Below are 24080 nucleotides of genomic sequence, written 5' to 3' on the forward strand. Positions count from 1 at the left end.
CCCTTTCCCCAGCCCTCACCTAACAATTTTGGGTTTGCAGACTACTAGGGCAAATATCAACGGTTTTTCTGTATTATCAGCCTTGTCTTTTATTTATACTACACATATAATACAAAATATGTCACCACTCAGTTGGTGACTGTTTGTCGCTTGAACAAAAGGAAATTTTATGATTCCCCGAACACGCATCCGAAATATTGGTATCTCTGCCCACATCGACTCTGGTAAAACTACGCTGTCAGAGCGAATTCTCTTCTACACGGGCAGAATCCACGCTATTGAGGAAGTGCGGGGAGGCGGTAAGGGTGCAACGATGGATTTTATGCCAGAAGAAAAGCTGCATGGTATAACTATCACTTCTGCTGCTACTACCTGCCAATGGCACGATACTCAAATTAACCTGATTGATACACCTGGACACGTAGATTTTACAATTGAAGTGGAACGCGCTTTAAGGGTATTGGATGGGGCAGTGATGGTGCTGTGTGCTGTGGCGGGTGTGCAGTCCCAGTCCATTACGGTGGATCGGCAAATGAAGCGCTACCGTGTGCCGCGTTTGGCGTTCATTAACAAAATGGATCGGACGGGAGCAGATCCATTTCGTGTAGTACAGGGAATACGCGATCGCTTGCAACTAAATGCAGTATTGCTCCAATATCCTATCGGCAGTGAAGACCAATTCCAGGGAGTAATTGACCTGGTAGAAATGACCGCCGACTATTTTGAAGGTGAAAACGGGGAAAACTGGGTGAAAAAGCCAATTCCCGAACCTCTTAGGGATGAGGCGCAACAGGCACGCGACAAACTGCTAGATACTTTGTCGCTCTACTCAGAATCGATGACTGGGATGCTACTGGCGGGTGAGGAGATTCCCAAAGAATTAATTTGGCAAACTATCCGACAGGCAACCTTGAGCCTCGAATTCACACCTGTATTGGTGGGTTCGGCATTCAAAAATAAAGGAGTGCAAAACTTATTGGATGCAGTTGCGCTCTATCTACCATCTCCCATAGATAGAGAAGTGGTCAAAACCGCAGAGTCGGTGAGTGTCTACCCTAACCCTGATGATCCTTTGGTGGCATTGGCATTTAAACTCACCCTTGAGTCCTTTGGGCAGTTGATCTATACCCGGATTTACTCTGGGACGCTCAAACCAGGCGATATTGTCTACAACTCACGGACTGAACAACGGGTGCAAATCGGTCGCTTGGTGAGAATGCACGCCAATAAGCGAGAAGAGGTAAAAGTTGCCGTAGCTGGGGATATTGTGGCTCTGTTGGGTGTGGATTGCGCTTCTGGTGATACATTCTGTTCTGGGGAACCACTGGTATCTCTAGAAAAGATGTTTGTGCCGGAACCAGTGATTACGCTGGCAATTACGCCCAAGAAACAGGAAGATAGCGATCGCCTTTCCAAGGCACTCAATCGCTTTCAAAGGGAAGATCCCACCTTCCGGTTGAGCATCGATCCCGAATCAGGAGCAACTCTGATTTCTGGGATGGGCGAACTCCATTTGGAAATCTACCTCGAACGCATTCAACGAGAATATAATGCCGAGGTTTTCGTTGGTACTCCTGCGGTGGCGTACCGCGAAACCATTAGGCAACAAGCTACTTTTGACTACCGATTCAAGAAACAGTCAGGCGGTCCCGGTCAATACGCCCATATTACTGGGTGGATTGAACCCACAGATGAGCCGTTTGTCTTTGAGAATCAAGTGGTTGGAGGTGCGATTCCCAAAGAATATATCCCGGCGTGCGAGAAGGGTTTCCGTGAGGCGATGCAATCAGGACAGCTGGAAGGCTATCCGGTAACTGGGGTGAAAGTCGTTTTAGATGGTGGTTCTTATCATCCAATTGACTCTTCAGAATTGGCTTTCCGGTCAGCATCCCATCAAGCAATTGAGGGTGCGATCGCCAAAGCCAAACCCTACATCCTGGAACCCATCATGCTTGTAGAGGTGGAAACACCCCACGAGTTTATGGGAAGGGTTCAAGGTGACTTATCCTCTCGTCGGGCTTTGTTGTTGGGTTCTGAGACAATGCAGGGATACACGGTGATTCGAGCAGAAGTACCGCTGGCGCGAATGTTTGGGTATTCTACAGAATTGCGATCGCTTACTTCTGGTATGGCGACTTTTTCGATGGAATTTGGCTGCTATCGACAGTCTTAAACCCACATTGCCAATTAGCATAGCTCCAGCTTCTGCGATAAAAACATAAGCTGGAGCTTAATTAAGTCAAGTCTGAAAATAATAATGACTGGCAGGTTTGTCTGATTGTAATAATCAATAGACTTCTTGCATAAATATTTTTTTGTCTCACGCAGAAGCGCAGAGAAGAACGCGGAAAAAGGACTTTTGCAAGAGGTCTAATTATTTAACGTCGTTTAAGTGCTAAAGTCAGTCCATCAGCGATCGGGACAAGAGAAATATTTACCCGTTCGTCATGATGTAACTTTTCATTAATAGCTCGGATTGCTTGGGTACTTTCATCTTGATTTTGCCGATTGGCAACTTCTCCTGACCATAAAACATTATCAATAGCAATTAATCCACCTGGACGGACTAATTGTAGCGATCGCTCATAATATCCATCATAATTCTCTTTATCAGCATCAATAAAAGCAAAATCAAATGTTTCGGCCTGTCCAGTTGCCAACAATCGATCTAAAGTTTCTAAAGCTGGCACCAAGTGTAGGTCAATTTTATCGCTAACCCCGGCTTCCTGCCAATACCGTCGGGCGATCGCGGTAAATTCTTCGCTCACATCACAAGCGATAATTTTTCCATCATCTGGTAGCGCCAAAGCTACAGAAAGTGAGCTATAACCGGTAAACACTCCAACTTCTAGAGTTTTTTTGGCGCCAATGAGTTGCACCAAAAGTCTCATAAACTGTCCTTGTTCTGGTGAAATCTGCATTGTGCCTCTGGGATGACTGGCGGTTTCTTGGCGCAATTTCTGAAGAACCTCTGGCTCCCGTAGAGAAACCGATAACAGATAATTGTAGAGTTGATTATCAAGACCTATAGACTGTTTTGGCATAGTAGATGAGAAAATTAAGAGAATCTACAGTTATACTATCGCCCAAGAGTGGAATCTCAAAAAACATGGTGCGGTTAGTTTTGACAGCAATATTGCTGGTGCTAGTGACAGCCTGTGGCAGTATTGGACTGCTACCGACTAGCGAGTTAGTGCAAAAAGCGATCGCATTTGAGTTAGAACAAACTCAACAAAAGCTCAGCCAACAGTTGGATCTAGATTTTCAAGGCTTTGAAATTAAGCGGCTATCAATTAGCCAAGAGCAACCCCTAACCATTGAAAATTTACCAGCTTTCCGCGTTCGGGGAACTTACGACTTAATTGTTAAGTTACCAAAACGACAATTGACACAACCGAAAAAATCCTTTGAAGTTTATCTGCAAATTCAGCAAGAAGGTAAAACTTGGCGATTACTGCTTCCAGATAAGGATAGTAAAAATACTAAACCAATTTGGCGCAGTTATCTTATCTGATAGCTGATGTGTGCAGCTAGAAAAAGCATCACAATGATTTCAGTATAACTGCTGGGGCACAGTCACGATCGAGTTAATCCTTTCGGAGACAGGGCAAAATGTATATTAACTTTTTCATCAGTTCCATTGCCGGAATTGTGGTTGTAGTGCTAGCGGCTTTTGGTTTGCTGCAATGGTTGCACATACCGGCTGGTAATTTTCTCGATTGGGTGATTGGTGGTGCGAGTTTTTGGTGGCTGTTGGTAATTGTTACCGTACCGTGGAATGTCCATTTTCAAGCTAAAGAAGTCTTAGCAGAAGCAGCACAATCAAGTGAGAAAGGAATTCCAGTCGATGAGAAACAAGTGAAGTATGTCACAGTTTTGGCAAAGCGATCGCTCTGGGTTGCCATTGCTTTACACTTACTCTCAGCCATTGGTCTTTATACTCTCGCCGCAACTGGTATTAGTACGGTGGGATATATAAGTTCTGGTGCAGCTTTATTATTAACAATTCTGCGTCCAGCGATTCGGGCATATGAGTATTTATATGCACGATTAGCGATGATTCGCCAAGAATGGAAGTATCCCCGTGAAGATATTATTGAATTGCGCGATCGCTTTTCTCTATTGGAACAAAAAATCCAATCGCTAGAAGATCAACTCAATCCAGAACAACCCTACTCATTACCCACAACTCAACAACGCTTTGCCGAAGAGACCCGCCGAGATTTAGCCAGAATTGCGGCTAATTTAGAAGAATTAAGGGCGACAAATCAAACTGAACATGAGCGTTTAGGTAGAGAAGCTAGAAACGCGATCGCGCAACTTTCCACTGACGGACAATTTCTCGATCGTGTCCGCGAAATTATCCGATTTTTTAAAACAGCCTGAATTATCTCCTGAAAAACATGATAAATCGCCCGCTGTTTCTACAAAACGCGATAAATCGCCGTCTCTACAAATGTTTTGCTCTCATCCGATCTGTATTGGGTTAATAAGTATTCTGAAATCATTGGTGAAAACTACTATAGGAATCATATTTGATTTCTGAAAAATCTAAGTATTTGTAGGGTGTGTTAGGCGTAAGCCGTAACGCACCATTCTTAAGGCTTTGGTGCGTTACGCTGTCGCTAACGCACCCTACGTATCTTTTCAAAAATCAAAGAGTAGTCCTATATCCCTGCCAAAGTTGACAGGGATAGTAGTTTTTAGCTGGGTCTTTTCTGCTAACTAACAAAATCTTTGTGGGCAGCAACAAGCATCTGAGCTTGCCTTAAAACGTTTCCGAATAAATAAAAAGGTATCTGCCAAGCTGCAACGGTAACTTCTTTAACTATATCCTGTACGCTAACTGCGATTAATTCATGCTCTGGCGGCTCTCCTTCAATTGCACCAGACCAAGTAAAAGCTAATAAGAAATCATCGTCTCCAGGTAAGGTTGCAATCAAGCATTCTTCTGGTGTTGGCTGGCAAATAATTCCATGATCGTTTGCAAGTTCTACTAGTCTTTGAAAGTTGTTTATGTTCGTCATTTGTCCTTAGGATGTTATTTAATCTCAGTTTGAGAACAAATCATATTTTGACCTTCATAACTCAAGTTGCTTAGTCTGTACCATATATTACAAAATATTAATTATTCGGTCAGAGTTAGGAGTTATTGAAGTTGAATCGAGCTTAAGTCCAAAATCTTACCGCGATCGCCTACTTCTATCAGCAACAATTGCTACTGTTTAAAAAAAAGCTATTACAGTAGGTAATTTTTCGGTTGACGATATTGACGCTGAATTGGTGACTATTTCAATACAATATTTTTGTCCTAGTCCGATCCGGACTGACGGAGGGCATTGAGAAATGCGATCGCTTTTGGAGGAATGGCTGTAAACCGAATTAGAAAGAGATTCTTTTCCACATCAGATTGTTTTATTACTTTGGCATAAATATATTCTTCTTCTGTAGATATTTCTGAAGATATTTCTGATTTAATTAATAATTTCAGTTTGAGATTATTCAAAGTTTCTAAAGAATGCAAAGATTGCAGTTGTGCCGCTTTTTCTGAAAGACAAACTAAATTTCCTGCAAATACTGTTCCTTCTGCATGTTTTCCCTGTAAAATGCTGTATTCTAGAGGTACTTCTGCATTGAGGGTAACCATCGCTTCATCATCTTCAGGCAAGAATAGATTATGTTGACCGCCAATGCCACGAATATCACAAATTGTCACAGGATCTTTGATGCCCTTAGGTTTTATTTGTAATTCTCCAGCAATTCTCAGGTCAATATTGGCATCTTTGCAAGTATTTTCGGAAATTAAAATCTGCCCTCCCACAGTATAAGTTTCAATTCGGGCAGCCAAATTGACATGACTACCAATAACTGTATACTGAGCGCGTTTTTGAGAACCAATATTTCCGGCTACGACTTCGCCTGTATTAATTCCAATTCCCATTTCGAGAATTGGTAAATTCATTTGCTGATTTTTTTCGTTTACTTGTTTCATAGCTAATTGCATAGCAATAGCACAAGCGATCGCTCTTTGAGAATCATCTGGGCGACTAATGGGCGCACCAAAGATCACAAAAATGCCATCGCCCATAAACTCATTAATTGTGCCTTTATGCTGGTTAATTACATCGGTCATTGCTCCCAGATAAAGATTGAGAATCCTGACTACTTCCTCTGGGGGTAATTGTTCAGAAATAGCCGAAAATCCTCTTAAATCAGATACCAGAACTGTAACTTTTCTTCGTTCTCCTCCTAGCTTCAACCCAGAAGGAGTTTCTAGGATATTGGCGACTATTTCATCAGTTAGATAGCGACCAAGAGTTTTTCGCATTTCCGCAGACCCTTGGGCAATATACTGAGTCAGGGCGATCGCAGAACCTCCTAACGCCAGCATTGAAGGTACAACCGGAATCCACCAACCAGCTAGAAAGGCTAAAAAGCTACCACCGAGTAAACCAGCAGCCCCTAAACCAACAGCCACAAAAATTTTCTGGTTACTGCTGTGGCGTTGTCGCCAACATAAAATAGCACCAATAATTGACCAGATCAAAATCAATAGCCATTCTATCGGTTCAGGTAAAGTTTTAATCAGAGTACGACCATCCAAAGCCGCACTCAAAATTTGACTAATTAAATTAGCATGAATTGTCACACCCGCCATGCGTTCTGGCTCAGTCAGTACATTGCTGCTATAAGGCGTATAAAACAAATCTTTTAAACTTTCAGCCGTAGCACCAATTAATACCACTTTCCCCCGCATGAAATTTGGTGGAATGCGATTTTTTTGTACTTCTGTGAGAGAAATTTTATGAAACTGTTGTATCCTTCCTCGATAGTTCAAAATTATTTGATAACTTCCTGCATCTGCTCTGACATAACCTCCATCATTAGCTTCAAAAGTAGGAAAAATAGCGTGATTTAACTGCAAATAATTAGAGTTATTTGCTGATGGCTTCGAGGTAATTCCTTCAGGTTTCAAGTACAACAAAGCCAGTTTCAACGCAAAACTTTCTAGAACTTCATCATTTTTTAAATTAACGTAAAGTAATCCTCGTCGAATTTTGCCATCTCCATCTAAAGGTAAATCGTTTGCTCCAATTTGATTGAGTTGTTTTAGTACTGGAGATGCATCAACTGAAGAACTATCGAAGCTATCAGAAGTTTTTTGTACACCAATCAAATTGGGGGTAGACTTAAACAGTTTAACTAGAGCTTGATGACCAGGATTTACAGGTAAATCTCGATAAATATCTAAACCGATCGCTCTCGGTTGCTGTTGTTTAATATTATCTAATACATTGGTAAGCACCGCATCCGACATCGGCCACTGTCCTTGCTTGCGGATATCTGCCTCATTAATTTCAACTATCACAATACGAGTATCAACTGGTTCTGGTGGACGGAGGAGAAAAAATTGATCCAGTCCAGCCAATTCCAATAATTGCAGTAATCCAGTCAAGCGTAGTGCAATCACCAGAACTGTAATATTGGGAACTGCAAATAAAACACCCCGCCATTGCCAAATTCGCGGTTTCAACTTTGCCCACATAATATTTAGTGCTAAGTGCTGTTAGCGGGGCGTTTAGCCCGTTGTAAGTTACAAGTGATAAATTATCCCAATGCCCGATACCTAATCCCAAATGTTTAATTTGATGACGAATTTTTAGATGTACAACAATTAATTACTGGACTTGGGGCGATCGCACTTAAACCAACTGATTTGAAAAATTGTCTCCAATCGATCCTCACTTTTAAATTATTCGGCTCAGATCGGCGTAGTTGCACTAAAGTAGTCAGGGCTTCGTGCCAAATTCCCGCTTCTGCATAGATGCTGGGCAAGTTTTGCAAATTGGCTTTTGCTAACGCCTGAGACAAGGGTAATTCTGGTTGAATCCGTTCTACCCAACCATCTACAATCGGATTTTCACTGGAGTCTTGAGCATCGCAAAGAATTGTGAAATACCAATGATATGTTTTACCTATTGCAAGCGCAGGGGCACTATCAGGAAGTTTAAAGCTAACAATTCCGGATCTATTTGGAAGTGTAAAAGATGTTGTATAAAATTCTGTGCGATCGTCATCGGTAAGAAGCAAAAACTTGGCTGTTTTGACTGAAGATTCCGGTAGATGCCAAAAAAATGTCGGATGTTGACTAAGTGTCAGCCCTAATTTATTTGGAGGGATTAAGGGAGTTATCAGTTTTTTATCTGCGAGACAAGAGCCACCACGAGTTGAACCACCAGCACTTGCCGGAGGCGCTCCCCGCTTTGGTGGCTTAAATGTTTGACTAATTTGCCAAGTTTTGTTTTGTTGAGACAACTGAGCCTGTGCTGTCAAGGCAAGCTGAACGAAATTCAAATACAAAGGTAAGGAAAACACTAGAAAATATTGGGATGGCTTAATCCATTTCATATTGATATCAAAATACCTTGGTTCTAGATTGGATAACTAAAATTGCAAATAGTCAGTTGACTAAATCAAGTATTCCCCAAAAGCAGACTGAGATTTCACATTCAATGAAAGACTGTCAAGTATAACCAAAGTTTATCGTTGTTACCGATCTCAAAAAACAGATACGCGACTTATTCGAGAAATGAGGGATTTGAGTAATACCAATTCTATGTAAGGCTGTACTTGATTCATGTAGTTATTATGTAAATCCTTTAGGTGCATCTTAAAAAAATCATAGAAGTAAAAATCAGGCTCAAAATTTTCACAGAAATATCTTGGCTATTTAGTAATTATTCTATTAGCTAGATAAGATTCCTTCATTGGTCATTGCATTAAGTTCTTCAATCATCAATGGGGATATACTAGTTGTGTCCTGAGTCCCACAACCTATAAGACAGACTATCTAGTTTTATCAACCGTTACAACCCCATCTGAAACTATTAGTAATCGAGCTTAATTTGTGGTTCTGGTTGAAGATGGTCATCCACAAATACAACCAGTCTAATCGGTTAATTACTAGGTATCCACACCAGAAAACCTGATATCAAACAAATGGGGCGTGCAGCTAGCTGTATGCCCCTACCAGCCTATTTGTGTGTTGCTTAGATTAAAAGTGGCGTGGCGATCGCACTTACAGCCGCCATATTTGTCTAAGGCTTTGCAAACAATCTTCTTGTCGCTGATTGATAACTTCTGGAGTCCATTCAGATTGCTGTAAAACTTGGGTTGTCAGCACAAAAGGCACGATACTTGTATTACTCAAAAAATACTTTTTTTTCTTTTTATCAAAGTCGTAGTTTTGCGCCTCTGCATTCTTCTTTCGAGAAAGCAACGCTAAATTCCCTATACGATGCACATACTGAATACGCTCTTCATCATTCGGAAACCATTTAAGCCATATACTTCCTTGACTGGGATTTTGAGGAAGGACATGCTCAACTGTAATAACTGGATAGTCATAAGTCGCTTCGCCTTCGCAAAGTGCAGAGTCAAGGCGCAGAAGAACATATTGTCTAATTCGTGTGATGAGATATAAATCTCCATCAAGCGTTTTAATGATTCGATTAATTTCTTCAGGAGTTAGCTGTAAAGGTGACTCAAATGCGTAGAGATCGATATCTCCTTCAATAGCTGCAATGAGTTTTCCATACCGCCGTATACGTTCATTGATATCTGCTCGTAAAATCATTAATCCCGCGGCTAATCTTTCTAGTCCAGTAAAAAACTGCTTTAATTTATCAGGATAATAGCTATTTTTAGAAAAATAAAAAATTGCTGGTGGAATCCAATCAACGTTGTCTATTTGATTTAACCATCGAAGCAAAGAATTAATAGTTTTGGCATCTTTACCACTGTGGTAATTTGCTGTTTTAATAATCTCTAAAGCATCAGAATATGGCTTTAGTACCTCATTAATAAATTTCTGCGGCTCTCTCTTGGGCAGTATATATTTACGAAATTCATTAAGGGCTGTCTCACTCAGTTTTGCCTTACGCTCAATCATCCGGATATGGGAAAATAGTTCTTGAAACGTCTCTCGACCTAAATCTTCTTCTTCAGTTTCCCAGATTCTTGTGTATTTATCCTGTTCAGATGGATCAATTTCTCCAATAACCTCTGATTTCAGGAAATCACTGAGTGAGAGGTCTAAACCACGTGCATTGAGAATAGAAAATATACGATAAGCCGAGTCAAGATCCGGCGTAGAAACAAGTACTAAGAAACAGCGTGTCATTAGATAATGAGAAAAACGCTCTCGCTCCTGCTCAGAACGTTGACCCAATTTGCCAAGAAAATAACTTGCGTTTGCTTGAATGTTTCTTTGGCTATCTGTTAACTGCGAAGCATCAAGTTTTAGAAGATTATCTAATCTATTTTCGGATTGTATATATTTACGAAAGAAATCTTCATCTCGTTCTCTTAACTTAAGACGATAACAATCAGATGTTCCTTCAATCTCATCGCCTTCCTGATAAATATATTTTGTCATTTTTGATGCGTTCTTTTCGCTGAGTAAACTTCGTAAAACAGCTAGAAGAATTGTGAGCGTTGTCAAACGCTGCTGTCCATCAACTACATCGGCTTTAGGAGCATCTTCACTTTTAATCAAAACTATACTCCCCAAAAAATAAGGGTTGGTATCGGCTATAGTTTCTGAATCATCCCCTAAAAAAGACAACAAATCACTTAACAAATCACCTGCTTGCTCTTTTGTCCAAGCATAAGGACGCTGATAAGCTGGTATCGAAAATGCAAAGTCATTACTAAAAACCTTGAATAGTGCTTTTTCTGTTGCGTGAATGGTTGCTGGCATAAGATTTCAAGTACTACCTGAGTATAATGTGATGCTACATTCCCTAATCAAACGCAGTTTAACTCACTAATTACTGCGATCGCCACAAGTCACAAATACTCTGCTACATATAGGATATACTTACGTTGGCGTAGCCTCTCCTTTGAAAAATCACCACCAGTTCAGCGTGCATAAGCATCTTAGATTTTTTACTTCCTTTTGGGAATCCTAAATTTAGGAAGCTCAAGAAATGCAGATGTATATGACTAAATTTAAAATATCTGACTCAATACAATGGCAATTTATCCCATTTGTAGCAGGTCGTAGTATTCTTGTTTTAACCAGTGTTTTGTTATTTACAGAATCAAATATTGCAATTGCTAAAGAATATCCGGTAAATATTGCCCAGACGACACAGACCAATGATGCGATTCACACTGCTGCAGAACTTGCATATAAAGAGGGAAAGCAGCTATACCAACAAGGAACAGCAGAATCTTTGTTAAAGGCGATCGCTAAATTTCAAGAAGCACTTCCACTCTATCGCAAAATAGGCGATCGGTCATCAGAAGCTTTTACTGTCGCTCACCTCGGCAAAATCTACTCAGATTTAGGACAGCAGGAAAAAGCACTCGATTATTTGAATCAAGCTCTATTACTCAGGCGTCAATTGGGAGATAAAACAGGAGAAACTATTACTCTGAACAACATTGGTAGTACCTACTCAGATTTAGGAGAATTGCAAAAAGCACTCGATTATTTTCACCAAGCTTTGTTAATTAACCGAGAGATAGGAGATAAAACCGGGGAAGCCCGTACTATCAATAACATTGGTAATGTTTACTTAAATTCGGGAGAATCTCAAAAAGCACTAGATTATTTTCAACAATCTCTTTCCCTCAGGCGTGAAGTAGGAGATAAACTAGGGGAAGCACGTACCATCAATAATATTAGTTTAATTTACTTAGATTTAGGACAAAAACAAAAAGCGCTAGATTATTTACAGCAATGTTTGCCCATATATAAACAAATGGGAGACGAGTCAGCAGAATCCATTTCTCTTAACAATATTGGCACTATCTACTTAGATTCAGGAGAACAACAAAAGGCGCTGAATTATTTACAGCAATCTCTTGTTCTCAGAAAACAAATAGGAGATAAACTAGGAGAAGCTCGTACCCTCAATAATATTGGCAATGTCTATTCAAAATTTGGAGAAAAACAAAAAGCGCTAGATTACTTCCACCAATCGTTACCTTTATTTCAATCTGTAGAAAATAAATTAGGGTTGGCAGCTAACCTCAACAATATTGGCAGTATCTATTCAGATTTAGGAGAACAGAAAAAGGCACTGGATTATTACCAACAATCTCTACCTCTATATCAAAAAGTAGGAAATAGAGGAGGAGAAGCTCTAACTATTTATAACATTGCATCTGCTCAACGTAAGCAAGGTAATCTTAATGCAGCCCTGACTCAAATAAAAATAGTCATCAATATTGTTGAAGATTTGCGTACCAAAATTAACTCTCAAGAACTCCGCACTTCCTATTTTGCTACAGTCCAAAATTATTATCAGTTCTATATCGATTTGCTAATGCAACTGCACAAACAGCAACCATCCCAAGGGTATGATGCTCTAGCATTACAAATTAGCGAACGTGCGCGGGCTCGCAGTCTTTTAGAACTGCTGACAGAAGCTAAAGCTGATATTCGCCAAGGTGTAGAACCAAAATTGCTTTCTCAAGAAAAAAACTTGCAACAACAAATTGATGTTTTAGAAAAACGTCGAATACAACTATTAGGTGGTAATTACACTCAAATCCAACTGCAAGCCTTAGAAAAAGAAAATGAAGCAGTTCTAGAACAATATCAGCAAGTCCAGACACAAATCCGTGCCACTAGTCCGCATTATGCAGCTTTGACTCAACCTCAACCCCTTTCACTCGCACAAATTCAACAGCAAGTACTTGATGAGGATACCTTACTTTTAGAATATTCTTTGGGTGAAAACCGCAGTTATGTTTGGGCAGTTACTAATAAGAGTATCACTAGTTATGAATTACCTAAACGTGCAGATATTGAAGCTATTGTTCAAAAGTTCCGTCAAGAAATCACTACCCCATATCTCAAACATAGCCCATCTATAGATGCTCTCTCTAAAATTATACTTGCACCAGTAGCCCCACAACTCCAAAATAAACGCTTAGTAGTTGTTAGCGATGGGGCTTTGCAATATGTACCATTTGGCGCTCTAACTAAACCTAATTCACAACAAACTAGCAGCTATGAACCATTACTAATTAACCACGAAATCATTACTCTACCCTCAGTCTCTACAGTCGCTATTCTCAGAAGCGAACACAAAGAACGTAAACCTGCTACCAAGACATTAGTTGTGTTAGCAGATCCCATTTTTAGTATTGATGATGAGCGTCTCCAAAGTAAAGTACAAGTGCCTCCTGCACCTGTGCCAGAAGATAATTTAAACACCCTCGCTTTAAGCAGAGCAACTAGAGATTCAGATATTAGCTTTAAGCGTTTACAGTTTACACGCCAAGAAGCTGAGGAAATTCTTGCCCTTGTTCCAGCTGACAAAGCCAAGTCAGCTTTTGATTTTACCGCTAGTCGTAACACTGCGACTAGCAACGATTTGAGTCAATATAGTATCATCCATTTTGCGACTCATGGCATTCTCAACAGCAAGCATCCAGAATTATCAGGAATAGTGTTGTCGCTATTTGACAACAAAGGAGTGCCAGAAAATGGCTTTTTGCGCTTGCACGATATCTTCAACCTCAACCTGAAAGCAGAACTAGTGGTACTTAGCGCTTGCAAAACCGGATTGGGAGAGGAAGTTAAAGGTGAAGGATTGGTAGGATTAACGAGAGGATTTATGTATGCAGGGAGTCCACGAGTTGTGGTGAGTCTGTGGAGTGTAGACGACCAGGCAACATCGGAACTCATGAAAGTATTTTACAAAAAGATGCTACAGGAAGGATTAAAACCCGCGGCAGCATTGCGAACAGCCCAGCTAGAAATATGGCGCACTCAAAAATATGCTGCACCTTATTACTGGGCGGCTTTTACCCTACAAGGTGAATGGAAGTGAGGGAGATCAGGGAGTAGAGGCGCAAAGGAGATAATACTAACTCCTAACTCAGCACTCCTAACACCCAATTCCCAATTTTTCCGGATGAACCAAAATATAACTGAATAATTACTTTACATTGAATATGTATAGCTAAAACTCATGGACATACCTCAACGCGTATCAGTCCGCTACAAAGACGCGTCCTACAACAGTAATGAAATCCGTTTGAGGACTTTTCGGCTTGGATTGCAGATATGGGATGAACAAACCAAGCCTAGAAAAACAGAGCTTTATGAGTTTATATTGTCTTGCTTAAAACAAGTTGATCGCCAAGATCGTTTTATGTTTTCTCTGCTGTTTATAGAATTAACAGACCTCATACGCAATTCTTCTCTGGAGAGAGGAACCAAAGAGGTTCTAATTAAGACAGCTTTTAGGGAGTTCGCTTATGCAATAACAGACTTTGAAGACGTTGCGAAAAAATAGTACAGATTGGGTATGGGGCATTAGACTTTGAGAATTGTATAGATTGACCATCATCAGGTTACGGAATTTACCCAAACTACCTGGTGCTGAGTCATTTATTTTCAGCAGTAGTTCTGGAATGGAAATTTATGCTGTGTATTTAGACTTAGACAAAAATTAAGTCTATAACTGTAGTAATAATTATCAAGAGCGAACTGATGACACACCCTAATCCACAAGACAAAAATAACTTTCTTTACCCTCGTAGTCGGTATTATGGTAAATTCCAGCCAGAGAACTTAGTCTTTAATGCCAATCTGCAAGAATTTTCCCAAAAAATTAGTTACATTACTTCTCTGCAAACAGGTGGAAAATTATCTGTGGAAGAAGCTTACGAGCAAATAAGGGTGCTTTGGAAACAGTTGAAACATAGCAAAAAAGAACTAGCTATTGGCGTCAATAAAGAAATTTAAATTTTTAATAAGATCTGCAATATTTTTCGGGAAATTTGATAGACAGAATTACTCAAGTGTCTCGACATGGCAATTTCTACATCGGTAAGGGATACAAAAAATAACTAACCACCGATGAATATAGATCCTTGTAGGATAACATCGCTGCGCTACCCTAATTGTGTAGCTTTTAAGAATAAATTGACGATCGCACCCTGGAAAAACGGGGCAAAAATAATTCCTCAGTTTTCAATCCAGAACACTTGACAAGCAGAAAAAAAATAGTGATAATAGCAAAGTTGACCACAAGGGACTGTAGTTCAATTGGTTAGAGCACCGCCCTGTCACGGCGGAAGTTGCGGGTTCGAGCCCCGTCAGTCCCGTTCAAAATATATGAAAAGTAAACTCCTAAATATTATGTGTTTGGGAGATTCCGTATAAGCTACATTTATTCATGCTTTACAAAAGAGAGAATTAACTGTGACTGTCAGAGTCCGTATTGCGCCCAGTCCGACTGGAAATTTACATATTGGTACAGCTAGAACGGCAGTATTTAACTGGTTATTTGCTCGCCACCACGGCGGGAAATTTATACTGCGAATAGAAGACACAGATTTAGAGCGATCGCGTCCCGAATACACCGAAAACATTCTTGAAGGGTTGCGCTGGCTGGGATTGAACTGGGATGAAGGACCATTTTTTCAATCCCAACGCCTGGATCTTTATAAAGAAGCAGTAGAAAAACTGCTAGATCGAGGATTAGCCTATCGCTGCTACACTACTTCCGAAGAACTAGAGGCGCTCCGAGAAGCTCAAAAAGCTAGAAACGAAGCACCTCGCTATGACAACCGTCACCGCAACCTCACCCCAGAACAACGCGCCGCATTTGAAGCCGAAGGTCGCTCCTTTGTGATTCGCTTCAAAATCGAAGATGGGCGGGAAATTGTCTGGAATGACCTAGTACGCGGAAAGATGTCTTGGAAAGGTAGCGATTTAGGTGGTGATATGGTCATCGCCCGCGCCTCAGAAGAAGGTAGCGGTCAACCTTTATACAACTTTGTAGTTGTAGTGGATGACATTGATATGCAAATCACTCATGTCATTCGCGGAGAAGACCACATCGCCAACACCGCCAAGCAAATTTTACTGTATGAAGCAATGGGTGCAAAAATTCCAGAGTTTGCCCACTCACCATTGATTTTGAATAAGGAAGGGCGCAAACTTTCCAAGCGAGATGGCGTCACTTCCATTTCTGACTTTCAGCAAATGGGCTTTACCGCCGAAGGCTTAGTGAATTACATGACATTGCTAGGTTGGTCGCCACCAGATTCAACGCAAGAAATATTTACCTTAGAAGCAGCAGCCAAAGAATTTAGTTTTGAGCGGGTCAATAAAGCAGGTGCTAAGTTTGACTGGGACAAGCTGGATTGGTTGAATAGCCAGTATATCCACCATACCCCTGTGGATAAACTCACAGATTTACTCATACCTTATTGGCAAGCGGCTGGGTATAAATTTGATGGTGGAAGAGAACGCCCTTGGTTAGAGCAATTAGTAACTTTAATTAGCCAAAGTTTGACTCGACTAGTGGATGCTGTAGCTCAAAGCCAAGTGTTTTTTAGCGACACTGTTGACTTTAGCGATGAAGGTAATGCACAGCTCAAGCAAGAAGGTTCTGTTGCTGTTCTTCAAGCGATTATCGCAGCTTTGGAAAATCAGCCCCAATTCTCTGAGGAATTTGCTCAGGACATCATTAAACAAGTTGTCAAAGAGCAAAAAGTCAAAAAAGGCTTAGTAATGCGATCGCTCCGAGCAGCTTTAACTGGAGACGTTCATGGAGCAGACCTAATCCAATCTTGGTTACTACTAAATCAGATTGGTTTAGATCGTCCCCGCTTGAATAGAGCGATCGCCCAAGCTAATTAGCGATTACTCCCAGATTTTAGAAATATTTTAGATTTTAAGGGCGCACAAACGTGCGCCCTTATCCATAAACTAGAGCAACTATAGAAACAATAGAAACAAAAAATCATTGACTAATTACTAATGAATTATCCCCAATTTCAAATCTAAAATAGGTAGTCAATTATTCTCGTATTGGGAACTTGGGGTGTAAAAATCATGTCTTCAAAAGCACTTAGAAGCAAACCTAATTACAATGCCGACAAAAGCGCTCAATAGAGGGATCAGATTATCGTTGATGATAGTTACGCTCTTCATCACTTCAGCAGTTAATGCCATAGCTGATGCCCAAGAAGCGCCAACGATATTTGGAGATGTCACCATTAGCCCCCAGTTTTCCCCAGACCCTCTAACAGTTCGCGGGATGAGTGGTGGCTCAATATCTGGAAGTCAAGTAGGTGGGAGAAGTGAAACAGCCACCGGTCCTTGTACTGGATTTGTTGATGAAACACCAGACCATACATTAGTACTAACAAATAAATTTGACTACCTGAAGCTACAAGTTCAAAGCCCTGAAGACACCACCATGATTGTGAAGGGACCCGGTGGTACTTGGTGCAATGACGATTTTGATAGCAAAAATGCCGGCATTGTTGGTGAATGGCTGGCTGGAACTTATCAAATTTGGGTTGGTTCCTACGACAAAGGCAAGTATCTTCCTTACACTTTACAAATTACAGAAGTTAAGTAGGGAATGGGGCATTGGGGATTGGGTAGGGTGAAAATTCCTCTCCTCTACACCCCGACTCATTGTCTTCATCTCCTCATACTTCGGCTTTGTGGTAGTTGAGCGTAGTCGAAACTCAGTACAAGTCCGCTCAGTACAAGTCTCGTCATCTCCTCATCTCCCCTTTCCCTTTATTTTCTCGTGCGATATTGTATTAAAATTAAGTTAACTTTAATTAAGATTCTTGTTGGCATTGCCATAATGCCTTAATGCTTCTATGGCAGTGTATGTAAGAGATCGATTAAACAAAATGGATTTATGAACATCCGTTTAACAGCTTAAAGTGACAGAGTAATGAACCATTCGGTTGCTAAGGCTAATGAGTTGTATAAACATCTAGAGGCAAATTAACATGAAATTCTCCTGGAAAGTCCTGGTACTCTGGACGTTGCCAGCTTTGGTAATTGGCTTTTTCTTCTGGCAAGGGGCTTTTGCAGGTGCGCCTGCGGATATGAGCAAGAATGCAGCCAATACTCGCATGACTTATGGTCGCTTCCTAGAATATTTGGATGCCGATCGCGTCACCAGTGTCGATCTGTACGAAGGTGGTAGGACAGCAATTTTAGAAGCCCGCGATCCGGATATCGAAAATCGTGTCCAAAGATGGCGGGTGGATCTGCCTGTTAACGCGCCTGAGTTAATTAGCAAGCTGAAAGAAAAGGGAATTAGTTTTGATGCTCACCCCATGCGGAATGATGGCGCAATTTGGGGATTGTTGGGCAATCTTGTGTTTCCAGTTTTATTGATTACTGGATTATTCTTTTTGTTCCGCCGTTCTAGCAACCTTCCCGGCGGTCCTGGTCAAGCAATGAACTTCGGCAAATCCCGCGCCCGCTTCCAAATGGAGGCAAAAACCGGAGTCAAATTTGATGACGTAGCGGGAATTGAAGAAGCCAAGGAAGAACTGCAAGAAGTTGTCACCTTCCTGAAACAGCCAGAGAGATTTACCGCTGTGGGCGCACGTATTCCCAAAGGAGTTTTGTTAGTTGGACCTCCGGGAACTGGTAAAACTTTACTAGCAAAGGCGATCGCTGGAGAAGCAGGTGTACCTTTCTTTAGTATCTCTGGTTCGGAATTCGTGGAAATGTTCGTTGGTGTGGGCGCATCCCGCGTCCGCGATCTGTTCAAGAAAGCTAAAGACAACGCTCCCTGTATCATCTTCATTGATGAAATCGACGCCGTGGGCAGACAACGGGGTGCTGGTATCGGTGGCGGTAACGATGAGAGAGAGCAAACCCTCAACCAACTCCTCACCGAAATGGACGGGTTTGAAGGCAACACAGGCATTATTATTATTGCTGCCACCAACCGTCCTGACGTATTAGACTCAGCATTGTTGCGTCCCGGTCGCTTTGACCGCCAAGTAACAGTGGATGCACCCGATATTAAAGGGCGTTTGGAAATCTTACAAGTTCATGCGCGGAATAAGAAACTAGACCCTAGCGTATCCTTAGAAGCGATCGCTCGCCGCACTCCCGGATTCACTGGTGCTGATTTAGCCAACTTACTCAATGAAGGCGCAATTCTCACCGCCAGAAGACGCAAAGAAGCTATAACCCTCCGCGAAATTGATGATGCGGTGGATCGGGTAGTAGCTGGGATGGAAGGTACTCCTTTAGTAGATAGCAAGAGCAAGCGCTTAATTGCCTACCATGAAATTGGACACGCCTTGGTGGGGACTTTGTTAAAAGACCATGACCCAGTGCAAAAAGTTACCCTCATTCCCCGCGGACAAGCCCAAGGTTTGACTTGGTTTACTCCCAACGAAGAACAAGGATTAATTTCTCGTTCTCAGTTAAAAGCCCGGATTACTGGTGCTTTGGGTGGTCGCGCCGCTGAAGAAGTGATTTTTGGCCCTGCGGAAGTCACTACTGGCGCTGGTGGAGATTTGCAGCAGTTGTCAGGAATGGCGCGGCAAATGGTAACCCGCTTTGGGATGTCCGATTTAGGTCCACTTTCTCTGGAAAGCCAACAGGGAGAAGTCTTCTTGGGTCGTGACTGGACAACCCGATCTGAGTATTCTGAATCCATCGCTTCCCGCATTGATGGACAAGTTAGGGAAATTGTTGAGCAGTGCTACGAAACTGCTAAGAAGATTATCCGTGACCATCGCACCGTCACCGATCGCTTAGTAGATTTGCTCATTGAAAAAGAAACAATTGACGGCGAAGAATTCCGTCAAATTGTAGCTGAGTACGCTCAAGTCCCTGACAAGCAACAATACGTACCACAACTGTAATAACTGACTTTTTTCTGGGCTAATGCCTGTAAATGAGTAAAGAAGCAGAAACAAAACTGAGGATGCCATATGACATCCTCAGTTTTTGTATACAGTAGACTTCTTGCAGAAGTCGGGAAAAGGGGAAGGTGGGGTCCCAAGAAGGGGATAAGGGGCGGGGGAAAGGGGAAAGAAAAAACCTTTAACCTTTACCCTTTAACCTTTACCCCAAACCCAATTCCGAGTTAAAAATTCTTTACCCGAGCAGTATTGGGTGGGGTCCCAAGAAGGGGATAAGGGGCGGGGGAAAGGGGGAAAGGTTTTGTATTTTCCCCCGCCCCTTATCCCCGGAGGGGACCCCACCTTCCCCTTTAACCTTTTCCCCAAACCCACCTCTTGCAAAAAGCACTTTTGCAAGAGGTCTAGTATATCTGACTTCAATTTTTATCAAAGATCGTCAACATCGTTGGATATTAATTAACGATCGCTACTGTGATTTCGTGGGTTATGGCAATTCGGAATTCGTAATTTCAAGACACTCTCTAAGAGAGGCTGGGCTGGGGGTGGCTAGTTTCTCAGTGATATTAAGTAAGGAGAATTCTTCCCCTTGCACTACAAGTAGTAGCTCCGAAAATCTCCACTATCTTTAATTAAGAATTACGAATTATCTGAGTACCTCCAATTCTTCAGTCACCTTCATTTGATCCAGAATTCCCCAGATTTGCTGTAACATCGGCTCTAAGCCGGTGCGGGTAACTGCTGAAATCAAAAAAACCGGGGCGTAAGAGAGATGATTGAGTTGGGTAGCTAATGCTTCCAAGTCCACAGTTTCCCGATCTACTGCATCAATTTTATTCAACGCCAAAATTTGCGATCGCTCTGTTAAACCTCTTCCATAAGCTTGCAATTCTTGCTGAATTGTATGATAGTCTCTAACTACATCATCGCTGGTGGCATCAATCAAGTGCAATAGCACCCGTGTGCGCTCGATATGACGCAAGAAATCGTGTCCTAATCCAGCCCCTTGGGCCGCCCCTTCAATTAGTCCAGGAATGTCAGCGAAAACAGTACCATCGCCAGTAGGTTTCCGGACTACACCCAAATTTGGGATGAGAGTAGTGAAGGGATAATCAGCAATTTTTGGGCGTGCAGCTGACAAAGATGAAATTAAAGTGGATTTCCCTGCATTTGGTAACCCAATAATCCCAACTTCTGCCAAAAGTTTCAACTCTAGGCGCAACTGCTTTATTTCGCCTGGTAATCCAGGGAGAGCGTATTCTGGGGCGCGGTTACGGTTGCTCAAAAAGTGCTGATTTCCCAGTCCGCCCTTACCGCCTTGAGCAATACGCAAAGTCTGCTTATGCTCAATTAAATCTCCCAATAATTCACCTGTTTCTGCATCATAAATAGAAGTACCACAGGGAACTTCAACGGTCAAATCTTTACCATTAGCCCCAGTGCAGTTATTTGGGCCTCCACGAGTACCGTTTTCTGCTTGAAAGCGATGCTGGTATCTGAAGTCCAGCAAGGTTTGCAGGTTTTCCTCTGCAACAAAAATTACCGAACCGCCTCGTCCTCCATTACCACCAGAGGGGCCACCAGTCGGCACATACTTCTCCCGCCGAAAGGCGACAATACCATCGCCGCCCTTTCCAGCTTCAACTTCAATTTCTGCTTGATCGATAAATTGCATATTTCTAGAGTGCTGAGTCCTGAGTTATGAGTTATAAATTATAAGTTTTTAATTAACTTTAACTCCTTACTCTTTACTTTTAACTCAATACTCCCGGCTCAGCACTTTTGTAGAGACGCGATTAATTGCATCTCTACTTTCCACTCAACACTCAAATATATGGTGAAACATCTTCATTGCATTTATCTGCCAGATAAGAGAGGGCGCGGAAACGTAACCCTACCAGCTGTTCATACAACGGGTTAATTTTACACATAGGGGGTATATGCACAATTTTGCGTCCAAATAAGGTGACATCCCGCTCAAATGGACATTGGGAGGGAATCATTTTACACAAAAAGCGGGCTACTCTTGGATCTTGGATATCTAGTTTATCGAGCCAGTCGCGCAGAGGGTGTAGTGCATTAATTTGACGCTTTGTCAGTTCAGTTGCTGGAATGGTGGGGGTAATTTGCTCTGGGTGTTCCAGGGTATGGCGGAGGGCTTCGAGTATATTCTCTGGTTGTTCTAAGGCTTGGCAGAACTGTTGCAGAACCTCATCTTCACTGGGAGAATAAGTACCATCTGCGATCGCTACCATCACTGCTGTCCTTAAAAAATTTTCCGCTGCTGGCGTACCTTTACCCAACACCGCGGTTAATTCTTCAGGTGTAATTATCTCTAGTGAGTCCCATTGAATCTTCGGAGCTAATTCATCTTTAGTGATGCTGGTAATTAATTGCTGTTCTTGCTCATCAAAATTACCATCAGCCCAAGCAATAGTAAGCAGTCCACGCAACCAAGCGGCAATTTGTTCGCTGCTGTAGGGGGATTGAACGGTACTTGTCATAAACTCACGTCCCAAGCTTTCCTCAGTCACTACTAAGCTACCCTAACCAGGGACTATGAGGATAGTGGGTGCAATAGAGACTTGCAAATCAAAAAATAGCTAATCGCTCTAGGAGTAGGGAAAACGCGGGAATAAAAGCCAAACCCAAGGAAATTTTTAAATTGCCACACTCTGTCTTAAGGTAAAATTTATCTGAAACAATCTTGGGAATATTTTCTATTTATTTTTACAACGAGAAGTTAATCTGTGTCATGGAGGTATTCATAAGTAAAATCAAAGTTAACCTGAGTGTGATTCAAGAAACGGTACTAATTTCCCTCTGGGCTAGAACTTGTAAGCTTCACACAACAGACCCAATTATTGCAGATCCTAAGTTAGCCGAGATTCTGACCAATACTTTTCGGTTAAGGGGGAAAGGGGAAAGGGAAAGGGTTTGAATTTCACTTTCCCCATTGCCCTTTAACCATTCCCCAGACCAAAAAAGAGATTATTGGGTTTAACCGAAAAGTATTGAGATTCTGAACGCAATTGATGACTAATTTAATAAATTTATTTCTGCAAAATTTTCTCAGATAGATTGTCGCTTTGGCATTAGTTAAATTAGGTTAAACCTAAGCAATTAAGGTAATATATAATGTTTTTCTTTGGCATTGAGCATGAAGTCGCCTTCCTAAATAAGGAAGGAAAATTTGCTGATTTTTCCCAGACACAGTTTTCTGATTTCAATCAAATTATTGAAAAGCTACCCACATATCCCAGTGACTATCCTCAACTGCGAGTCGGTGATGCAGGTATTAAAAAAAAGAGATGGTACATTGAGGGATTTGAAAGATTTGCGGATTGCGATCGGGTGATAGACTGTCATTCTAAAGGTATTGAAATTAGAACAACCATACATTCTAATATTCACGGCGTAATTGCTGAATTATCAGAAAGTTTTGACTTATTGCGTCGGGTTGCAGCTAACTTTGGTTTTTCACCAGTGTTAGTCAGTTTTAATCCTGACAATAAGATTTTTGAGCCTCACCCCCCGTTAAATGATTATGAAATCAAACAGTTAGAAGCTTATCCTGACGAACAAACTGCTAATATTCATATGGTGACATACGGGCCAGATTTAAATATTTCAGCAACCAATTTATCTATTGAACGTGTAATTGATATTGGGAGAAAGTTAACTTATTATAGTCCCTATATTGTTCCTTTTAGTTATAGCTCTCCTTTTTATGCAGGAAATTTGTGGGATGGTCTATCAGTAAGGACTTTTATCAGAACTGGAAAACGACCAGCAACTTTAGTTTTTGTCGAGAAACAAGAACAATTGATAGCTAGTACGCCTTCATTGACAAAAATTGCCCGTATTCCCAATGAAGTTGGTCGAATAGAATTTAAAGCTTGTGATAGTTGTGATGATTTTTATATTTATGCTGCTTTACTAGCATTATTGAAAGGTTTGATCTTAGATGAGACTCTGCTTGGTAGAGCAACTGTACCGAATGCAAATTTACATCAAACTTCTGCTAAAGAAGGCTTTGATAATGAGGATATTTTTGAGAATACTACAAGAATTTTACAAGCAGCCGAAGTTGCACTTGGAGATGACCGAGATGTTAATTTGTTAAATCCATTGAAAGTTATGCTGTCAAAGCGCAAAACAAGATCCCATACACTAATAGAAATGTTCCATAACTTAGATTCAATAGAAGAGGTAATAAAGCAGACTTACCAATTTTAAAGATGCTTTAATTTTGGCTGCACCTTTGTAGGCGTCCTCTAAAATTTATATAAAAATTGTTGATTCAGGTGAGGGAGATAAGAAAGATGGAATAATTGGCAATACTGCTCGGATAAGCAGGGGAGGTAAAACTCAACGCCAGCCTCCATTTCTCCCCCTGCTCA

At 41.3% G+C, this 24080-nt stretch carries 17 protein-coding genes and 1 tRNA gene; 11 read left to right on the forward strand and 7 right to left on the reverse strand.

Translation table 11 applies throughout. The annotated features are described in order from the left end of the window. Positions 1-169: 169 nt before the first annotated feature. Positions 170-2173 carry an elongation factor G gene (gene fusA / locus ACFG4S_RS08325; RefSeq protein WP_392534347.1) on the forward strand — a complete coding sequence of 668 codons (2004 nt, stop codon included), beginning with the start codon at positions 170-172 and terminating at the stop codon, positions 2171-2173. Positions 2174-2378: 205 nt separating this feature from the next. Here the strand turns inward: fusA and ACFG4S_RS08330 are convergent, their stop codons facing one another. Beyond that, the gene (locus tag ACFG4S_RS08330; RefSeq protein WP_392534348.1) at positions 2379-3044 is read right to left on the reverse strand and encodes a class I SAM-dependent methyltransferase; all 666 of its coding nucleotides are present in this window, start codon (positions 3042-3044) and stop codon (positions 2379-2381) included. Positions 3045-3109: 65 nt separating this feature from the next. On the opposite strand from ACFG4S_RS08330, the gene ACFG4S_RS08335 reads away from it, so the two are divergent. Both ACFG4S_RS08335 and ACFG4S_RS08340 read left to right on the forward strand, forming a co-directional pair. Further along, on the forward strand, positions 3110-3514 hold the full coding sequence (locus ACFG4S_RS08335) for a hypothetical protein (protein WP_392534349.1): 405 nt from the start codon (positions 3110-3112) through the stop codon (positions 3512-3514). A 98-nt stretch (positions 3515-3612) separates the two neighbouring features. Next, positions 3613-4386, forward strand: coding sequence for a hypothetical protein (locus tag ACFG4S_RS08340; protein WP_392534350.1), 774 nt, complete (start codon positions 3613-3615; stop codon positions 4384-4386). Positions 4387-4721: 335 nt separating this feature from the next. Here the strand turns inward: ACFG4S_RS08340 and ACFG4S_RS08345 are convergent, their stop codons facing one another. The 4 genes from ACFG4S_RS08345 to ACFG4S_RS08360 form a co-directional block, all read right to left on the reverse strand. After that, positions 4722-5027 carry a hypothetical protein gene (locus ACFG4S_RS08345; protein WP_392534351.1) on the reverse strand — a complete coding sequence of 102 codons (306 nt, stop codon included), beginning with the start codon at positions 5025-5027 and terminating at the stop codon, positions 4722-4724. A gap of 284 nt (positions 5028-5311) precedes the next feature. After that, positions 5312-7546 (reverse strand): CHASE2 domain-containing protein, encoded by a 2235-nt coding sequence (locus ACFG4S_RS08350; RefSeq protein ID WP_392534352.1) that lies wholly within the window; start codon positions 7544-7546, stop codon positions 5312-5314. Between the two features lie 95 nt (positions 7547-7641). Continuing rightward, positions 7642-8409 carry a DUF928 domain-containing protein gene (locus ACFG4S_RS08355; protein WP_392534353.1) on the reverse strand — a complete coding sequence of 256 codons (768 nt, stop codon included), beginning with the start codon at positions 8407-8409 and terminating at the stop codon, positions 7642-7644. Positions 8410-9079: 670 nt separating this feature from the next. Continuing rightward, the gene (locus ACFG4S_RS08360; protein ID WP_392534354.1) at positions 9080-10762 is read right to left on the reverse strand and encodes a DUF262 domain-containing protein; all 1683 of its coding nucleotides are present in this window, start codon (positions 10760-10762) and stop codon (positions 9080-9082) included. 241 nt (positions 10763-11003) lie between these two features. On the opposite strand from ACFG4S_RS08360, the gene ACFG4S_RS08365 reads away from it, so the two are divergent. The 7 genes from ACFG4S_RS08365 to ftsH2 all read left to right on the forward strand — a co-directional run bounded on the left by ACFG4S_RS08365 (position 11004) and on the right by ftsH2 (position 19680). After that, positions 11004-13853 carry a CHAT domain-containing protein gene (locus ACFG4S_RS08365; protein ID WP_392534355.1) on the forward strand — a complete coding sequence of 950 codons (2850 nt, stop codon included), beginning with the start codon at positions 11004-11006 and terminating at the stop codon, positions 13851-13853. Between the two features lie 141 nt (positions 13854-13994). Continuing rightward, the gene (locus ACFG4S_RS08370; protein ID WP_392534356.1) at positions 13995-14321 is read left to right on the forward strand and encodes a hypothetical protein; all 327 of its coding nucleotides are present in this window, start codon (positions 13995-13997) and stop codon (positions 14319-14321) included. Positions 14322-14518: 197 nt separating this feature from the next. Next, positions 14519-14773: a hypothetical protein gene (locus tag ACFG4S_RS08375; protein WP_392534357.1), complete on the forward strand. Its 255-nt coding sequence runs from the start codon at positions 14519-14521 to the stop codon at positions 14771-14773. Between the two features lie 288 nt (positions 14774-15061). Beyond that, positions 15062-15135: transfer RNA gene (locus ACFG4S_RS08380), tRNA-Asp, on the forward strand. 97 nt (positions 15136-15232) lie between these two features. After that, positions 15233-16678, forward strand: coding sequence for a glutamate--tRNA ligase (gene gltX, locus ACFG4S_RS08385; RefSeq protein ID WP_392534358.1), 1446 nt, complete (start codon positions 15233-15235; stop codon positions 16676-16678). Positions 16679-16910: 232 nt separating this feature from the next. Continuing rightward, positions 16911-17405, forward strand: a complete 495-nt coding sequence (locus ACFG4S_RS08390; protein WP_392534359.1) for a hypothetical protein — start codon at positions 16911-16913, stop codon at positions 17403-17405. 388 nt (positions 17406-17793) lie between these two features. Beyond that, positions 17794-19680, forward strand: coding sequence for an ATP-dependent zinc metalloprotease FtsH2 (ftsH2, locus tag ACFG4S_RS08395; RefSeq protein ID WP_392534360.1), 1887 nt, complete (start codon positions 17794-17796; stop codon positions 19678-19680). Between the two features lie 643 nt (positions 19681-20323). Here ftsH2 and obgE read toward each other — a convergent pair. Both obgE and ACFG4S_RS08405 read right to left on the reverse strand, forming a co-directional pair. Then, on the reverse strand, positions 20324-21352 hold the full coding sequence (gene obgE, locus ACFG4S_RS08400) for a GTPase ObgE (protein ID WP_392534361.1): 1029 nt from the start codon (positions 21350-21352) through the stop codon (positions 20324-20326). A 151-nt stretch (positions 21353-21503) separates the two neighbouring features. Next, positions 21504-22181: a Mo-dependent nitrogenase C-terminal domain-containing protein gene (locus tag ACFG4S_RS08405; protein ID WP_392534362.1), complete on the reverse strand. Its 678-nt coding sequence runs from the start codon at positions 22179-22181 to the stop codon at positions 21504-21506. Between the two features lie 634 nt (positions 22182-22815). Between ACFG4S_RS08405 and ACFG4S_RS08410 the strand changes: the two genes are divergently transcribed. Then, positions 22816-23916: a glutamate--cysteine ligase gene (locus ACFG4S_RS08410; RefSeq protein WP_392534363.1), complete on the forward strand. Its 1101-nt coding sequence runs from the start codon at positions 22816-22818 to the stop codon at positions 23914-23916. Positions 23917-24080: the final 164 nt, after the last annotated feature.

Origin of the sequence: Nostoc sp. C117 (assembly GCF_043099735.1) — a bacterium.
GTDB lineage: Bacteria > Cyanobacteriota > Cyanobacteriia > Cyanobacteriales > Nostocaceae > Nostoc.

Coding starts and splice junctions, on each gene's coding strand:
- fusA (WP_392534347.1), top strand. CDS start 170: ATGATTCCCCGAACACGCATCCGAAATATTGGTATCTCTGCCCACATC.
- ACFG4S_RS08330 (WP_392534348.1), bottom strand. CDS start 3,044: ATGCCAAAACAGTCTATAGGTCTTGATAATCAACTCTACAATTATCTG.
- ACFG4S_RS08335 (WP_392534349.1), top strand. CDS start 3,110: ATGGTGCGGTTAGTTTTGACAGCAATATTGCTGGTGCTAGTGACAGCC.
- ACFG4S_RS08340 (WP_392534350.1), top strand. CDS start 3,613: ATGTATATTAACTTTTTCATCAGTTCCATTGCCGGAATTGTGGTTGTA.
- ACFG4S_RS08345 (WP_392534351.1), bottom strand. CDS start 5,027: ATGACGAACATAAACAACTTTCAAAGACTAGTAGAACTTGCAAACGAT.
- ACFG4S_RS08350 (WP_392534352.1), bottom strand. CDS start 7,546: ATGTGGGCAAAGTTGAAACCGCGAATTTGGCAATGGCGGGGTGTTTTA.
- ACFG4S_RS08355 (WP_392534353.1), bottom strand. CDS start 8,409: ATGAAATGGATTAAGCCATCCCAATATTTTCTAGTGTTTTCCTTACCT.
- ACFG4S_RS08360 (WP_392534354.1), bottom strand. CDS start 10,762: ATGCCAGCAACCATTCACGCAACAGAAAAAGCACTATTCAAGGTTTTT.
- ACFG4S_RS08365 (WP_392534355.1), top strand. CDS start 11,004: ATGACTAAATTTAAAATATCTGACTCAATACAATGGCAATTTATCCCA.
- ACFG4S_RS08370 (WP_392534356.1), top strand. CDS start 13,995: ATGGACATACCTCAACGCGTATCAGTCCGCTACAAAGACGCGTCCTAC.
- ACFG4S_RS08375 (WP_392534357.1), top strand. CDS start 14,519: ATGACACACCCTAATCCACAAGACAAAAATAACTTTCTTTACCCTCGT.
- ACFG4S_RS08390 (WP_392534359.1), top strand. CDS start 16,911: ATGCCGACAAAAGCGCTCAATAGAGGGATCAGATTATCGTTGATGATA.
- ftsH2 (WP_392534360.1), top strand. CDS start 17,794: ATGAAATTCTCCTGGAAAGTCCTGGTACTCTGGACGTTGCCAGCTTTG.
- obgE (WP_392534361.1), bottom strand. CDS start 21,352: ATGCAATTTATCGATCAAGCAGAAATTGAAGTTGAAGCTGGAAAGGGC.
- ACFG4S_RS08405 (WP_392534362.1), bottom strand. CDS start 22,181: ATGACAAGTACCGTTCAATCCCCCTACAGCAGCGAACAAATTGCCGCT.
- ACFG4S_RS08410 (WP_392534363.1), top strand. CDS start 22,816: ATGTTTTTCTTTGGCATTGAGCATGAAGTCGCCTTCCTAAATAAGGAA.